This is a genomic window from Bacteroides mucinivorans (genome assembly GCF_034654355.2).
GTDB classification, from domain to species: Bacteria; Bacteroidota; Bacteroidia; order Bacteroidales; family Bacteroidaceae; genus Bacteroides; species Bacteroides nordii.
The window spans coordinates 4,411,592-4,429,426 of record NZ_CP178179.1 but is presented as its reverse complement, the minus strand read 5'-3'; the positions used below and the strand labels follow the sequence as shown (position 1 = coordinate 4,429,426).

The 17,835-nt window shown below is 37.9% G+C and carries 9 protein-coding genes; all 9 read left to right on the top strand.

What is annotated here, in order from left to right; genetic code table 11:
• The first annotated feature begins 73 nt into the window (after nt 1–73).
• The 9 genes from VCM39_RS17050 to VCM39_RS17010 all read left to right on the top strand — a co-directional run bounded on the left by VCM39_RS17050 (nt 74) and on the right by VCM39_RS17010 (nt 17,825).
• Nucleotides 74–3,217, top strand: coding sequence for a TonB-dependent receptor (locus VCM39_RS17050; RefSeq protein WP_322932743.1), 3,144 nt, complete (start codon nt 74–76; stop codon nt 3,215–3,217).
• A gap of 11 nt (nt 3,218–3,228) precedes the next feature.
• Nucleotides 3,229–5,028 (top strand): RagB/SusD family nutrient uptake outer membrane protein, encoded by a 1,800-nt coding sequence (locus VCM39_RS17045; protein WP_002559503.1) that lies wholly within the window; start codon nt 3,229–3,231, stop codon nt 5,026–5,028.
• Nucleotides 5,029–5,042: 14 nt separating this feature from the next.
• Nucleotides 5,043–5,825, top strand: coding sequence for a DUF3823 domain-containing protein (locus tag VCM39_RS17040; protein ID WP_221650590.1), 783 nt, complete (start codon nt 5,043–5,045; stop codon nt 5,823–5,825).
• A 12-nt stretch (nt 5,826–5,837) separates the two neighbouring features.
• Nucleotides 5,838–7,817, top strand: coding sequence for a hypothetical protein (locus tag VCM39_RS17035; RefSeq protein WP_322932742.1), 1,980 nt, complete (start codon nt 5,838–5,840; stop codon nt 7,815–7,817).
• Nucleotides 7,810–8,685 carry a hypothetical protein gene (locus VCM39_RS17030; RefSeq protein WP_322932741.1) on the top strand — a complete coding sequence of 292 codons (876 nt, stop codon included), beginning with the start codon at nt 7,810–7,812 and terminating at the stop codon, nt 8,683–8,685. The genes VCM39_RS17035 and VCM39_RS17030 overlap by 8 nt, the downstream gene beginning before the upstream one ends.
• 19 nt (nt 8,686–8,704) lie before the next feature.
• Nucleotides 8,705–11,218 (top strand): glutaminase family protein, encoded by a 2,514-nt coding sequence (locus VCM39_RS17025; protein ID WP_322932740.1) that lies wholly within the window; start codon nt 8,705–8,707, stop codon nt 11,216–11,218.
• 3 nt (nt 11,219–11,221) lie between these two features.
• Complete coding sequence (locus tag VCM39_RS17020) at nt 11,222–13,756, top strand: alpha-L-arabinofuranosidase C-terminal domain-containing protein (protein ID WP_322932739.1); 2,535 nt, start codon at nt 11,222–11,224, stop codon at nt 13,754–13,756.
• Nucleotides 13,757–13,770: 14 nt separating this feature from the next.
• The gene (locus VCM39_RS17015; RefSeq protein ID WP_221650594.1) at nt 13,771–15,654 is read left to right on the top strand and encodes a GxGYxYP domain-containing protein; all 1,884 of its coding nucleotides are present in this window, start codon (nt 13,771–13,773) and stop codon (nt 15,652–15,654) included.
• Nucleotides 15,655–15,872: 218 nt separating this feature from the next.
• Entirely contained in the window at nt 15,873–17,825 is a 1,953-nt protein-coding gene (locus tag VCM39_RS17010; RefSeq protein ID WP_322932738.1) for a GDSL-type esterase/lipase family protein, read from the top strand.
• Nucleotides 17,826–17,835 lie beyond the last annotated feature (10 nt).

Genomic DNA, 17,835 nt, shown 5'->3' with positions numbered 1-17,835 from the left:
ATCTCTTTTAATTTTTTTAATTTAGAATTGCTTGTTAAAGTGATGGCTGAATAACAATAATCTAATAGGACGTATGAAAAAAAAGACAATTTCTTTACATGAAAAAGCTGTTTCAATGCTTTCTCACTACTCTCATTCTTTTCTGCTTTTGTTCTTTGTTGTGGTGAGTTGTGCTACAGCTTTAGCGGGAAATGATCAGCAGCAGAAGATTTCCGGGGTTGTGAGAGATCAGGCGGGTGATCCTTTACCAGGGGTTAATATCGTATTGGTAGGAACAGATACAGGTACGATAACTGATATAGATGGTGCTTTTAGCTTGAATGTATCCAGTGACAAAGCAGTATTAAAATTCTCATTGATTGGTTTCGCTTCAAAAGATGTTGCTCTGAAGGGGAAAACTGTGGTAAATGTAACTTTAAGTGAAGATACTCAGATGATAGATGAAGTGGTAGTAGTAGGTTATGGTACACAGAAAAAAGCAACTTTAACAGGCGCTATCAGTACGGTAGGTACAGATGAACTGACAGCTACTCCAACTTCGAATGTGCAGAATATGCTGACTGGTAAATTGCCGGGCGTACGTATTCAGCAACGTACAGGAGAGCCAGGCAGTTATGATGCTAAAATGGATATTCGTGGTCTGGGTACTCCTTTGATAGTCATTGATGGGATAGTGAGAGAAGTCTCTGATTTTCAACGGTTGGAAGCTAATGATATTGAGAGTGTGTCTGTATTGAAAGATGCATCTGCTGCTATTTATGGTATGCGAGCATCAAATGGTGTATTATTAGTGACAACCCGTAAAGGAGAAAACGGTAAAACCAGAATTGATTATACCGGGAGTTTTGGCTTTCAGAATCCTTCCGGTCTGCCGGATGTTTTAAATGCTTCTCAATATGCTGAACTTGTTCGTGAAGCAGATAAGAATATGGGCAGAGGTATTAATACAACTTTCACAGAGGAAGATGTAGAACGTTTTCGCCGGGAAGGAGCTACAGATTGGTATGATTTGGCTATGAAAAATTTGGTTCCACAAACACATCACAATATAACAGCAAGTGGAAGCGGAGAGCGTGCACAGTATTTTCTTTCTTTTGGTTACTATGGAGAAGACGGTATTTGGAAAACAGGCGATTTGAATTATCATCGTTATAATATTCGTTCTAATCTGGGGTTTGATGTTACAAAAAATCTGAAGGCGGAAATGTTGGTAAGTGTAATGTCCGATGAAAAAAATCAACCTTATAAGGATACCTGGGAACAATTTAAAGCTATTTGGATGCTTAAGCCTACGGAAACTCCATATGCCAATAATAATGAGAATTTTCCAAATGACGTGATGTATGGCCTGAATCCGCTTATGATCACAGATGCCGATCAATCTGGTTATAAACGTAAGGTGAACCGGACCCTAAATACTACATTTTCATTGACTTACAATGCTCCTTTTTTGAAAGGATTAAGTGCTAAGTTCTTGTATGGTTTTGATTATAAGAACTCTCAACAGAAAGAATTCCAGAAACAATATACTTTATATAAATATGATAAAGAAAAGGATGTTTATAATTCTCAAATTTACTCATCTCCTTCTTCTATTTATAGAAAGTCATGGGAAGGTACACAAAATCAATTACAGGCATCTCTGAATTATGAGCGTCTTTTTGCAGAGAAACACAATCTTAAAGTACTATTTTTATACGAACAAAGTGCAAAGGAAGAGGATAATCTGTGGGCAAAAAGAAACTTCGAGATGGATGCTGTAGATGAACTTTTTGCAGGTTCTGAGGAAAAGCAAATCGGTAATGCAGATGCCGGTCAGATTTATCGTGTAACAAATATGGGTATAGTTGGACGTATCAATTATGATTATCAATCTAAATACTTGGCAGAAGTTAGCTTTCGTTATGACGGTTCTTCCAAGTTTGCTAAGGGGCATCGTTGGGGATTTTTCCCGTCGGCATCTGTTGGATATCGAATTTCTGAGGAAAAATTTATTAAAGAACTTGATGAACTATCCTTTATCACGAATTGGAAGTTAAGAGCATCTTATGGTGTTATGGGTGATGATGGTTCCTCATCCTATCAATATTTGTCCGGATATGATTATCCGGGAGCGAGTTATGTGTTTGGTAATGTTGTCAATAAAGGCTTAGGATTCAGAGGAATTCCAAATGAATTGATAACTTGGTATAAATCAAAAACATTGAATGTTGGTACCGACCTTGAACTTTGGGATGGACTACTTTCAGCACAGGTAGATTTCTTCTGGAGATACAGAGATGGTTTGCTTGCAAAAAGAAGTGGTGAAATCCCCGGAACTTTAGGAGCCGAATTACCTGAAGAAAACATGAATCAGGATTTATATAAAGGTTTTGAAATAGTATTGGGGCATCGCAATAGAATTAATGATTTTAATTATTCTGTAAATTTAAATTTTGCATTGACTCGTCGTCTGAACAGACGTTTGCAGGAAGGAGATGCTGTGAATTCTTATGATCGATGGAGAAATAAGTATTCAAACCGTTATGCTGATATGGGATGGACTTATGGTTCTAATGGACAGTTTACTTCGATGGACGACATTTGGCATTCTCCTATTCAGGATGGTCAGGGTGGTGCTACCCAATTGCCGGGTGACTGGAAATATGAAGACTGGAATGGAGATGGAATTATCGATGGTAACGATGTTTATCCGAATACATACGAGCACTCCAATGATAACGGAAATCCCAAAATGACATTTGGAGCTACTATTACTGCTGCCTGGAAAGGGTTTGATGTGAACTTATTATTTCAGGGTGGCGGTGGATTTAATGTAATCTATTTTGAGCAATTGCAATACCCGTTGTGCTTTAGTGGAAATGGGTTGGCACATTTTTATGACAGATATCATCAGGACGAAAACGGAAACTGGATTTCCGGGAAATGGCCGACAACCCGTGATGCCGGATCTTATGGAACAAATTATGCAAGATGTAAACAGACTACGTATGATGCTTCTTATTTACGATTGAAGAGTGTGGAAATTGGCTATACAATACCACAGAATTTTACACGTAAATTTAGGGTAGATCGTTTGAGGATATTTGCAAGCGGATATAATTTATTTACATTATCTAATCTGGATTTTGTCGATCCCGAGCATCCGGAAGGGACTTATGGATATCTGTATCCAATTATGAGAAACTTTAACTTTGGATTGAATTTAGCATTCTAATTTGAAATACTATGAAAATAAATAAAATATTAGTATCAGTATTGGTGATGGCAACATCATTTTGTTCTTGTGATTATCTGGATGTACCACCAATTAATATTATACAAGATGATGCGATTTTTAAATCAGAATCGGGAATAAAGTCTTATATGACTACTCTTTACTATGATTTGCCGATAGAGGATTTTCGTTATACACAACAAGGATTCAACGTAGTAGGTAAAGGGCAAGGGCGTCTACCGAATGTTTCGGGGGAGGCCATGTGTAGTTCCAGTGATGATATTGCTACTATTGGTGATGGAACCTGGTGGGGCTGTTGGGATTATGGGAAAGTTCGTCGAGTGAATTACTTCTTGCAGAAATTTCCGGCATATAAATCTAATTTTCAGAATACGATTCTTGCTGATGCATGGTTGGGAGAGGCTTATTTTATCAGGGCTTACTACTATTTTGCGATGGTAAAAAGATATGGTGGAGTACCTATACTGAAAGAACCACAAGAGTATATCGGTGATATTGAATCGTTAAAGGTTCCGAGAAACACGGAAAAAGATTGTTATGATTTTATTGCAGAAGATTTAGACGAAGCTATTCGTTTGCTACCTGATAATGAAGAACTTTTGGGAAAAGGACGTGTCACTAAATATGCTGCTTTGGCATTAAAATCTCGCGCTATGCTGTATGCCGGTAGTATTGCACGGTATGGAAACATTGATTTGAATGGTTTGGTCGGTATTGATAAAGCATTGGCAAATAATTATTTTGAATTGGCTTATAATGCTGTAAAAGAACTTGAAAAATCAAAGAAATTTTCATTGTATCAAAAGAATTCGGACAAAGAGAAGAATTTTGCAGAGTTATTCCTTGCCGAAGATAGTCCTGAAAATATTTTCTGTAAATATTTCCAACGTAATACAAATGCACATGGTTGGGATGTTTATTTTGTTCCTTATCAATACCGTGGTGATGGGTATTCTTCTAATATGAATCCTACACTGGAATTTGTTGAAATGTTTGAGCGCAAAGATGGTACTTCTGCAAATTTTGCAGAAAGGGCGAGAGATTCCTATTTTGATGATCCTTCTGATTTGTTTAAAGATATGGATGCTCGTTTTGGTGGTTCTATCATTTATCCGAATGCATATTTCAAAGGTGAACTTTGTTCTATTCAGAAGGGATTGATAATAGAAGATGGGACCAAAAAAGAGAATGCTACAAATTATGAGAATGCTGTTTATACAGCTAAGGACGGAAAGGTTTATCATATTGTAGGGAAAAGTGGATGCGGAAATTATTCTGGTAATATGACCGGTTTCTTTATGCGTAAGTACCTGAATGAAAGTATGCCGCAACCTGAAGTAGTTGAAAATTACTCTGAACAACATTGGATTGAATTCAGATATGCAGAAGCTCTTTTGAATGGTGTTGAGGCGGCAGTAGAAATGGGACAACATTTGGATGATGCCCTGCTCTGGATAAATGATATCCGTAAACGTGCTGATATCAAATTACTTGCTCAGGATGATTTGACAGTTGACAGGGTTAGACACGAGCGTAGAATTGAGTTAGCTTTTGAGAATCATACTTACTGGGATTTAAGACGCTGGAGAATTGCTGATAAAGAGATTGAAGCTAAGCAGTATACAGCTTTGTATCCATATTTCGATATTAACAAACAGAAATATGTATATGAAGAAGCCAATGCCAATAAATACTACTATACATTCCACACAAAAATGTATTATGAGAGAATTCCTGACGGGGAAATTGCTAAGAATGAGAAATTGATACAAAATCCGTATTATAATTAAAAACGTAATAGAATATGAAAAAGTTATATTATATATTTGGTTTGTCTGCATTGCTCTTTTCTTCCTGTGGATACTTTGAATATGATAATTATGAAGCTCCGAATTCCGGTTTGGAAGGAACCGTTGTTGACCGTAAAACAAACGAACCTTTGCAGGCAGAAGCTGCTAATAGCTATAAAGTTGAATATTATGAATTAAGTTGGGAAGAGGCGGGGCATGCCAATACTCAATCTCAGTTTTTTTGGGGAAAAGATGATGGTACTTTTTTGAATACAAAGATTTTTGCCGGAAAATATCGGGTTACTTTGAAAGAAGGAGCATTTTATGCTCCCGAACCGGAGATTGTGTATTTGGAAAAGAAGCGCCTGACCCGGTTAGATTATTCTGTGATACCTTATGCACGTGTGAATATAGATGAAATAACTCTGGTTGGTAGTAAACAGAATAACTTGGAAATTAAGTATACGATTGAAGATACAGAAAAGGAAATCAATACGGAAGGATTGGACGAAGGTTTATATACTTTGAGTGAAGCCCAAGTTTTTATTTCTAGCAAATCTCCGAATGTGGGAATGAATAATTCGGAAACCAAATATACTATAAAGGCTAAAAAAGAGTTTGAACGTGGCGATTATGAACCTGGAATACCTTTCCAAGTGGTAGAAAAGAATGTAAAGAAATTGAATCCGGGGAAATATTGGGTACGTATTGGAGTACGTACTGCTAATCCTCAAAAACGATATAATTTTAGTCCGATAAAGGAAATTGTTGTTCCGGCAGAAAGTGCTGAAAATTAAAAATTATAAAATATGAATATAAAGTATGCTATAATATTGGCATTTGGTTTGAGTAGCACTGTGGCAGTAATGTCACAGTCTGCTCCTCTAACAGAAGAGGATATTGATTCTCCTTCGGAGAATGCAATAGTTCTGCCAATGGAAGAGGCAAAAGTATCAGTAATTTATGATCCCAAGAACTCGGTATCTTTCACGGATGAAGGTGTAAAAGGTACAAGTGATGGTTTGACATTAGATTTGGGGGAGATAGATTTCGGCTCGGGAGACTATAGTAGTATTTGGGTTGAGATGGCCAATATTATGAAACCAACTGGACAGACCGGATTCGATTTTTATTTGGATGATATGCTTTTAGAACCTAAAACAGATTTCAAAATTGCTCAGGAACTTCCTCATCTCGATTCTTATGAATCCGATAAACAACCTCAGACAGGTCTTTTTTTCAAAAATAAGAATGTACCTTTAAATCAGATTTCGGTGTTTAATGTTAGCGGAGATGATAGTTATGGTAAAATAACCGCGGCAGTTGCTCAAGGTGTGTTGAATCAGAGTAATGCCGAAGTTTACTTGGTATATGAAGGTCATCATCAGACACAGTTCGAAGATGTTTATGGGAAACAAGGAGAAACATGGAATCTCTTGCGTGGAGATTATTCTAAAGAAAAATATGCAGGATTGGCTACACTTGTTGATAAGTACAAAGATCGTTTTAAAAAAATGGTTCTTTGGGATCCGGATAAGGAATGGACTTGGTGTTTAGCACAAATGATCTGTGCTCAGCAAAAAGGGATTCCGGTGACTAAGGAGATAAAGGACTTTTTTAATAATGAACTGAATTGGAACATAGAATGTGAAGATATTACCGGTAAATGGGCTACTAAATTGGAGGCTTATCAATGGGCTATTGATAATTTGGCTGAAGGATGTCATAAGACTCTAAGTTTTTCTGCCGGTTTACGTAGTGATTATATAACCAACCCCTGGAAAATCTATGATTATGCAGTAGCCTCTAAAGGGTTTGTATTCTTTTTGAAAGATTCGGAACCTGATGAATTTGCCATGATCCAAAAGATTTGTAAGAAAATGAATTATCAACCGGGTTCTTCTACAATGGGGTATGGTGCCGGGAAAGATGGAGATGCTCTGAATAATGCCACCAATCCCCATAATGTGGGATTTATGGTCAGTGATTATTACGCAAACGGGAGCTTTTGGTGTTCGTTCCCACGAAAAGCATTTCAACAGCGCAAGGGGCAGGCTGTAGAAGCATTACCCGGTAAAATCTATGTAAGCCTTATATGGAGTGACGGAGATAATGTGCAGTTTGACTCTAATCAGATGTACAATATGTTTAAGAATGCCAGATGTAGGGGAAAGGTCCCGGTAGGCATGACAATGGCTGCATCTTTGCAGGAGTTGAATCCTGTTTTATTGGAGTATTTTTATAAAAATCTGACTCCGAATGATGAATTAGTGGCAGGACCTTCCGGATTTCAGTTTATTTATGGTGATAAATATAATGAAAATAATTATGAAAAATGGTTGGATATAAATCAAAAATGGATGGAAACGGCCGGCTTTCATACAGCTTGTTTGTGGAATACAACCAATAAAGAACGTTTTGGTAGATATATGAATACCTGTGGCTTGCAGGGTGTTTTTGATGGTTTTGAAAACAACAAAGAACGTTATGAGGTTGGTAAAGACGACGAAGGCATTGTTTGTATTCTACAAGGAGCACATTGCTGGGAAGAGGGCGATGTGTATAAAGATTTGATAAGTGTAAAACCCAATGGGCAAAAGCCTGTCTTCCGGAATGTTTATCTGATTGCGGCCAATTATGGTGGTGCAGAAGGGTATGAACGGTTAATTCGTGAATTACAGCGTGTTGAAAGTTATTTACCTAATACTTATGAGTTTTTATTACCAATGGATCTTTGTGCTACGCTGAAAGAATATATTGAAAAGAATGGAGGAGGCAAACATGAATAAATTCTTTCTGTTTTTAGTTCTGTCTTTATTCATTATTGTAACGTCTACGTATGCCGATAATATTCGTATTCCGGCCAGGGGGGGAGGACTTTATCAGGTCGTTATCGTAGATAAGGGAGCAGAAGGAGCTAAGTATGATGGAAAGACCGAATCTATAATTAACACTAGTTCGGGAACGCGAATACGTATCAGAGATATTGATTTTGGTAATGCAAGATATGGTTTGTATAATCAGTTTATGATTGAATATACCAATCCTGAATATTGTAAAGATGGCTTCTTTGATATTTATATAGAAGATACTGCAGTCCCTGTAGCATCTATACCTGTGGAACAAACTAAAGAAGGAGAATATAAAGAAGTATCTGCTTCATTAAATGTGAATATTATTGGTTCTCATGCAGTATATGTCCGGTGGAGGAACCATTCAGCTTGTCTAAAAACGTTTGGTGCAAATGAATTGGTTCCTTTTACAAGTGTAGAGCTGGTTCGTACAGGATCTTTGATGAAATATAAATTTAGTAAAGGAACTTTTGGAGTATTGTCTGGTAAACACCGTCTGAAAATGGTTTGGCGTGGAAATAATGCAATTGTAGCTAATGTTTATTTGGATAAAAGTAATATAACTTCTGTTGTGAACGTAGAGGAGGAAAATCTATCTGTTTTTAGTGATAAATTCGGTTTTAGAATAAATGCTGCAACACCGATAGGTAAAGTTGAGGTTTATTCATCAGAAGGATTAAAAGTGGAAGAATTGCTGTCTACTGATTATTCAGAGTTCGTATCTGTTACTCCCGGATTTTACATTGTTCGGATAACAAGAGATAATGGAGAAATAATTGTGAAGAAAATATTAGTGACAGAATGACCAAACGAAAAACATTACCATGAAACAAAATATTTTGCTTTTGCTATTAAGTTTTTTATCTTTTTTTGTGGAAGCCGGGAATAAAAAGGAAATACCAACTTCTAATTTAAGAGCTTCTGCCTATCCTTTGATTACAATCGATCCTTATATCTCAGCTTGGTCACATACTGATGAATTATATGAAGATGATGTCAGGCATTGGACAGGAACAGAACATCCTTTGGTAGGTGTTTTAAGGGTGGATGGTAAATGCTATCGTTTTATGGGAAAAGATAAACAGACTTTAAGAGCAATATTGAAAGATGCCCATGACGAAGAATGGCAAGCCAAATATACGAATACATTGCCTTATGCCGATTGGTATAAAAAAGAATATAATGATGCAGAATGGCAGGAAGGTATAGGAGCATTTGGAAGTGCTGATATGCCTAATGTTAAAACCGGATGGAATCAGGGCGACATTTGGATACGTCGGAGGTTTTCGATTGATAATAAGAATGTCACAAAGAAAAAGTTATATCTGGTTTATTCACATGATGATATTTTTGAGCTGTATCTGAATGGGCAAATGTTGGTGAGTACAGGGTATAGTTGGAAAAATTATGTGATACAACCTTTGGATGCAGAACAAGTGAAATCTCTGATGCCAGAAGATAATCTTATTGCAGCTCATTGCCACAATACAAAGGGAGGAGCTTATGTTGATTTTGGTCTTTTTACCGAGGATGAAATAGGGTCTTTTTTCAGTATGGAGGCCGAACAAATAAAGGTGAATGTATTACCTACCCAAACTTATTATTCTTTTTATTGTGGTCCGGTACAATTAAATCTGAAATTTACGAGTCCACTGGTTCTGAATGATTTGGATTTATTGAGTAGTCCGGTGAATTATATTAGTTATGAAGTACAGTCGTTAGATAAACATACACATGATGTACAGATTTATTTCTCTGTAACTCCCCAATGGGCTGTTAACAGTCTGGAACAGGAGGTAAGTGTGGAGAGTTATCAATCTTCTGGTATTCGTATTTTAAAAACGGGCACTTTAGAGCAGAATGTTTTAGGTAAAAGCGGGGATATTATTTGTATAGACTGGGGATACTTCTATCTGGCAGGTAAACAATCGGAATTTTCTGAAATATCTATGGGAGCTCCAGATTTTATTCAAGGGAGTTTTGTTGAAAAAGGAATACTACCAGATATTAAAACTACTCGAACATCTGTACGCTTAGACAGGGAAGAAATACTTTTGGCATATAGCGAGAATTTGGGTAGTGTAAAGAATCAAAAAGCAGAAGGATATCTGATGATTGGCTATGATGATATTGCTTCCATACAATACTTTGGTAAAAATCTGAAAGCATATTGGAAGAAAAAATATCCAATGATGGAGGCTGCATTGGCTGATGCCCGGAAGAATTATGCAAAAACAATACAGAAATGTGATGCATGGGATCGTAAAGTAATGGAAGACGCTGTTGAAGCTGGCGGACAACAGTATGCTGAACTATGTGCTGTCTCTTATCGCCAGGCAGTAGCTGCCCATAAATTAGTTTCGGGCCCTGATGATGAATTATTTTTCTTTTCCAAAGAGAATAACAGCAATGGGTCTATCGGTACAGTGGATGTGACATATCCTTCTTGTCCTGTTTTTATCCGATATAATACGGAAATAATGAAAGCTATGCTGAATTTTATTTTCGATTATAGTGAGTCCGGTCGTTGGACAAAACCTTTTGCTGCACATGATATTGGCACATATCCATTAGCAAACGGACAAACTTATCAGGAGGACATGCCTGTGGAAGAGACAGGGAATATGTTGATAATGACAACCGCAATTGCTATTGCCGATGGGAACGCAGACTATGCAGCAAAACATTGGGAAACACTGACCATCTGGAGTAACTATCTGGCAGAAGAGGGGCTGGATCCAGAGAATCAGTTGTGTACCGAAGATTTTGCAGGTCATCTGGCATATAATGCAAATTTGTCGGCTAAGGCTATTATGGCTATTGCAGGTTATGGTCGCCTTGCTGAAATGTTGAATAAACCGGAGGCTAAAAAATATACCGAAATGGCCAAAAAAATGGCTATTGAATGGGAGCAGAAAGCTAACGATGGAGATCATTACCGGTTGGCATTTGATAAACCGAATACTTGGAGTCAGAAGTATAATTTTGTGTGGGACAAAACTTTGGGGTTAAATATATTGCCGGATGAGATAATGAAGAAAGAAGTTGCTTTCTATTTAAAAAATCAGAATAAATACGGATTACCTTTAGATTATCGTTTCACGTGGGGAAAAACAGACGATACGGTATGGAGTGCTACTATGGCTGATTCGGAAAGTGATTTTCAGGAATTGATACGCCCGCTTTGGAAATATGTGAATGAAACTTCCTCAAGAGTCCCTTTAGGCGATTGGTATGAAACGTTGAATGCTGATTATATTAATTTTCGTGCACGCTCGGTTGTCGGAGGTGTTTTTATGAAATCACTGGATTATTATCTAAAGAATAAAAGGAAATAAAGTATGAAAGCATGGATAAATAAAATACTACAGCTTGGAGGCTTGATTACTTTGCTGTCCTGCAATCAGCCTGTCGATGTAGTAACAATTGATTTGTCACGTGAAGAGGCAGCGATCCCTTCTTCATTATATGGCATCTTCTTTGAAGAAATCACTCATTCTGGCGATGGAGGTTTATATGCGGAAATGATAAGGAATCGTGGCTTTGAAGATGGAACTTTACCTTCTGGTACGATATTGAAAGAGGGGAGAGCCGTTGCAAAACCCTTGCATTGTTATTCCAATGATTCCATCAATCATTTTAGTATTGTATGGGGTGATTCACTTTTTATGGAAGGATGGGAAGTGAAGTGCGTTTCCGGTACAACTACCCCTTCTTATAAAATAACGGAGGATAGACCTTTGAATAGTGCTACTCCCCACTCCTTATTTATAAATTTGGATGAATCGGAATCTGATGTACTGGTTATTAATACCGGTTATTGGGGGATAGCTGTTACTAAAGGACAAAAGTATAATTTTCAGTTTCATTTGTTTACGAAAGAATTGGAAAATGCTGTTGTGAAAGCTGTCCTTCTGGATAGTGAGGAACAAATTGTAGCTTCTAAGGATTTTCAGGTGGGAAAAGTTGGTTCCTGGAATCGTTATGAAGGAACTTTTGTTGTCGATACAACAGCAAACGATCTTCGTTTTGCCTTATTGTTGCCTCATAGAGGGAAAGTATACATTGATTTTGTATCTATGTTTCCTGAGAATACTTTTCGTGGGCATAAGAATGGGTTGAGAGAAGATGTTGCCCAAATGCTTGAAGCATTGCATCCCGATTTTGTTCGTTGGCCGGGTGGATGTATAGTCGAAGGTTTAACAATGGATAACCGCGTCAAATGGAAAGAAACGATAGGAGATATCATCAAGCGCCCGGGAGAATATAACTTGTGGGGCTATCGCAGTACGTATGGGTTCGGGTATCATGAGTTTTTGCAGTTCTGTGAAGATATTAATGCCAAAGGTATGTTTGTTTGCAATGCCGGTATGTCTTGTCTGTTTCGGAATGGAGATTACTGGGAGGGAGAGAAGCAGATAAATGATTTGATTCAGGAAGCTTTGGATGCTATTGAGTATGCGTTAGGTGACACTACCACTGTTTACGGAAAAAAGAGAGCAGAGAATGGACATGCGAAACCTTTTCCATTAAAGTATGTAGAGGTAGGAAACGAAAATATAGGCCTTCGTTATGTGGAAAACTATAATCGCTTTTATAAAGCAATCAAAGAAAAATATCCTCAGATAGAGGTCATATGCGCACTCATGTTCAGCCCTTATATTCAGGATGCAGAGAAAATAGAGATATTAGATCCACATTATTATGAAACGGCCGGTTGGTTCTATAATAATGCAGATGTTTATGATAAATTACCCGATGATACTCCGTATAAAATCTATGTAGGAGAATATGCAGCTATCGGTAGGCCTTCTCTCTATTCATCTTTGGCAGAAGCAGCTTATCTGACAGGAGTGGAAAGGAATGCGGATAAAGTTCAAATGGTGTCTTATGCCCCACTGATTGAGAATGCAGCCCACGGAAGAGATCATTTGCTGGTGTTGAAAAATGATTCTGTTTATGGCCGTACTAATTATTATGTATTGAAAATGTTTTCCGAGAATCGTCCGGATGTGAATCTGCATACGGATTTGAAACTTGCTTTTCCTGAATCGTCATTCCGGACGAAAGGATTCATTGGTTTGGGAACAAATAATACAGAAGTTCAATTTAAAGACCTGAAAATTATTGTAAACGGTGAAGAAATGTATACTTCCGGATGGGACGATTTTGTGAATAAATGGAATATTATTCGTGGAGATTGGAAAACACAGGGAGATCTTTTGCTTCAGAGTCAGAAGGGAATAGATGCTTTTGCAATTCTTAAAAACAGGGAGTTTGAAGATTGTACAATTGAATTAAAAGCTAAAAAAATATCCGGAACGGAAGGATTCAGAATTGTGTTTGGTGGAACTGATCCTAATAATTATTTTATGGCGGATATGGGAAGTCATACCAATGAGTCGGTTATTTTTCGTGAGGTGAATGATGAAGGCTCTATCTCTTTATTTGATTATCGTAATACTACGTCTATCAAGGCGCATCAGTGGTATACGGTAAGAATCGAAATCGAAGGTGCTCATTGGAAATGTTTTCTTAATGATGAACTACAATATGAATATACTTATGCTCCTAAGAAGAAACATTATGTTGTATCGGGTTATGACAGAGAGCGGAATGAAGTTATTGTTAAATTGGTAAATGCAGAGACCGAGAACTGGAAAGTTAGATTGCAACTGGATAATGCGAGGGATATAGCTTCGAAAGGAACTAAAATCGTATTAGGAGCAGACGACAGATTTGAAGAGAATAGTTTTAGTGATCCGTTGAAGGTTGTTCCTAAAGTTTCCGAACTGTTAGGAGTTGGTAGTACATTTAATGTGAATTGTCAGGCCAATTCGCTAACTATATTGAGAATACCGTGTGAAAATAAATAATAAATCAAATAGTAATGAATAAATATTTTAAAATATTAGTTGCATTTTTATTAGTTGTAAACACAGGTTTTGCCAAAGATAAAATTGGTGTTTATGATTTGCGTTATACACTTCAAACTGATTTGAAAACTTTGGAAGGACTTAACGTGGCTTGGGATGATGTTCATGCTGTATCTACTCTGCAAGGAATAGTAAATAGAGAAACTCCTCGTTTATATGTTTATTTTGTGATGGAAGGTACAAATGATATTGATGCTTATTGGTGGAATAAATATGCTCGGAAAGGAGAGTGGTTATATGGGCGTGACACACAAAAGTTCCAAACGATGGAAGAGTTGTTCACTGCATATGCATCTTATATTAATGGAGTGGTGGTATATGATGGACATGTACCGTCTACCAGTAATGTTGCTTCATCTGTAGCAGGTATCGAAAATTTGGTAGCTATTCGTTATGATGTCACTCCGGGAAGTTTATATAGCCGTTTAATATTAAACGGTCCTAAACTTCCAGTGAAAATCTGGTTACTGAATCCGGATGGAACCTCTATGTTTACCGGTAAAAAAGGAACTAAAATTCCAGATACAGAACGTATGTCTACCGGATCCTTGAAAAATGATCCTTATGTATGGTTTATAGAAAAATATATGAAAACCGGTAAATGCAATACGGAATTTGCGGCTTATTATATTGATCAATATTGGAAACAAAAACCTTTTGCCACCGTAAGAAATCATCATACTTTGAGTAATCATGATTTTTTTGTCAGTAAGAAGGCTTTTTTCTTCGATTTATCTCCCTGGGGAGATGAACCTGCTACTGACGAACCGGCTCAACCGATAGGTGCAGATTTGAATACATTAAAAGAAATGCTGTTGTTAGCTTACCAACAGAATAAAAATGAAAGGATGTGTTATATCGGAGGTTTCCCTTCCTGGGCTTATAAATATACAATGCATGCTTCGGGTATTCATGACGATGTTCCCACTGAATGGGAATTCAGCCGTGTTATCAGTGCTTACAATGCCTTTAAGGATGCAGATGCCATTGGGTATGGAGCTTTGGCAAATGCTTCTTTTTGGCAGCACTTCCCTACGGAGAAGAAGTATTCCCAACCATGGATTTCTCATAAAGAACTACAAAAAAGAGGATTACTAACAGCAGATGGTAAAGTAAATGTGGACGGCAGGAATTTTATTATTTTTTATGTCGGCGATTATGATGCTTCCGCATGGATATCACAACGCACACCTTCTATCTGGGATGATCCTAACCGGGGAAAATTACCATTGATGTGGTGTATCAGTCCTGTATTGGCCGAACGTGTACCGCATATTATGCATAACTTCCGTACAACGGCTACCTCTAATGATTATTTTGCTTCGGCCGATAATGGTGCGGGATATATAATGCCGGGCATGTTGCAAGAACCTCGTGAATTGTCCGGACTTCCTTCGGGATTATCGGTGTGGGCAAAACATTGCAGGCGGTATTATGATAAATGGGGATTGACCATTACCGGATTTGTAATAGACGGAGAGGCGCCTGGTTTGAACCGGCAAGGGTTGGACTGTTATGCTTCTTTCAGTCCGAATGGTATCGTTCCGCAAAAAGCTCCTATGGCATTGATGCATGGAGATATGCCGGTGATTCGTGCCGATTGGGACATCAATGACGATGATCCGAAAGTTGCAGCCAAAAGAATCGTAGAACGTGTGAAAGAGCGTTCGGCATTACCTTTTCATTGGTTTCGTAATATTCTGAAGCAACCTACCTGGTATTGTGAAGTGATGGATGAGGTGAAAGCACAGGATGAGAATATTATATTGTTGGATGCTCCTGCGTTTTTCGAACTGTTACGTATTTATCTGAAAGAACATGATTCAGTGATAGAATAAAAACTGTTTGAGTTTGTCTGAAAGCAATACAAAATATTGTATATAAGTATTTTGTGTGGTGCTTTTTGATCGTGATGTGGAAAAATTGATTGGTTGGATATCGATTGTTATTCGATTTTATTGCACAATTTGTTCAATCGGGAGATTGAATAGAATGTGCAATAAAAAAGAAAAGGCTTGCATTAGCTTTGTCTTTCGAAAAACAATTCATATCAATCATGAAAAACGAATTCAAATCTTTTCTTCTGGCTGCTGTTTGCAGCCTTGGGCTTGCTTCTGCTTTTGCGCAAGCCCCGACAGTTCATACCATCGGCGATTCTACGATGGAAGAGAAATCAACTGACCCTTCTGTTAATACTAACGGCCAACGGGGATGGCCTCAGATGCTCCCACAGTTTATGGTTAACGGTGCTACACTGAATAACCGTGCTAAGAGTGGAACAAGTTCTAAAACATTTTATGAAGAGAGCCGCTTCTGGACAACTGTAAAACCACAGATTAAAGAGGGAGATTATGTTATTATCCAATTCGGGCACAACGATGAAAAGCATGCAGGAGCGGATGGAGAAGTCGGAACTTACCCATGGACTACCTATCAGGAGTATTTGAGAAAGTATGTAAATGAAGTTAGAGAATTGGGGGCTAATCCAATTTTGTTTACTCCTATTGTACGTGGTTATTTCAGTGGAAATAAAATAACGGATAAAGGAGCTCATAACTTAGGAGCAGATGTAATAATGTCTTCCGGCAAAGATCTGGATTATGTAGCTGCCATGAAAGAGGTTGCCCGGGAACTGAATTGTCCATTGGTGGATCATACTGCTCTGACACGTGAAATCTGCGATGAATACGGAGAGGAGAAAGCAAAAGAACTTATATATAATGTAGGAGATGGTACCCATATCGGAGAATACGGAGCCACTCTTTACGCTCGTCTGGCTGTACAAGGACTGGTGGCAAAAGGATTATTGACAGAGTATTTTAATGCCAATCCGGATGTATTGATTAATCCGACGACTCATCATTTTGGAAAGAGTTATCTGAATGCAGGTTCTGTGTATGCCTTTTCAATCAGTGGCATTGATTTAACACCGGGTAGCGGTAAAGTAACAGTCTCTGCTTCAGAGGGATTTGAAATCTCTTTGAATGCTATCGGAGGTTTTGCTTCTGTAGCAGAGATTGGGTATGAAAATGGAAACCTGCCCATGACTTCTGTTTATGTAAAATTCCTGCCAACAGAGAAAGGTGTAAAAAGCGGGACGCTAACTGTGAGTAACGGTATAAGTACTAAAACTGCAACTCTGACTGGTGAGGGAGTCTCTTTTGAGGGAGGAGTAGAAGCTCAGGCTTATTGGCAGTTAAATCAGGATACCAAGGCGGTTGTTACCGGTCCGATATTGGCTGCAGAAGAGGTTTTTAGCCAGATGTACGCTGATCGTTATGCTAAACCGGGTAATCCGACTATCTGGATGGATGGATTGGTAGATCCGGAGACAAAAACACAACGAAACATTATTGAAGGTGATGACTGGCCGGAGAATGAAATCGATGTAAACTATAGTCGTTATATTGAATTTTCTGTAACTGCCAATGCAGGAACTACTTTCAATATCGACTCTATCGGGTTGTATGCCGGTGGTTCTGGTGGTAATGGTATGTGTTTCCGGGTAATGTGTTCTAAAGATCCGGGATTTGGTGAGTATACACTGATAAGTAACCGTCCCTCTAATGTATCCAATACTATGTATCCCATTTCTCTGAAAGAGATTATAGAACTTCAAGGAGAAGAAACACTTTATTTACGTGTATATCCCTGGTATAGCAGTAAATCCAATCGGAAATCAATTTGTCTTTATGGCGTCACAGTGAAAGGAGTTGTAACAGAAGGAGAGATTACTTCTATAAGAACTGTAGACAGTATGAAGAAAGCTTATTGTACTCCGGCGATAACTGCTGACCGGACTACTTTGTATTACGAACTTTCCGAGCCAGGCTTGGTAGATATTACTTTATACAGTATAGAAGGACGTACTATGCTGAATTATAGTAAGAATCAGGAAACCGGAATTCACACACACGAAATTGATCTGAGAGGATTTTCTGATGGAGTTTATCTTTGTAAGTTAGTTACGGGAACTCAGATGCAAACAATACGTATCGTCAAAAAATGAAATGAGTTTT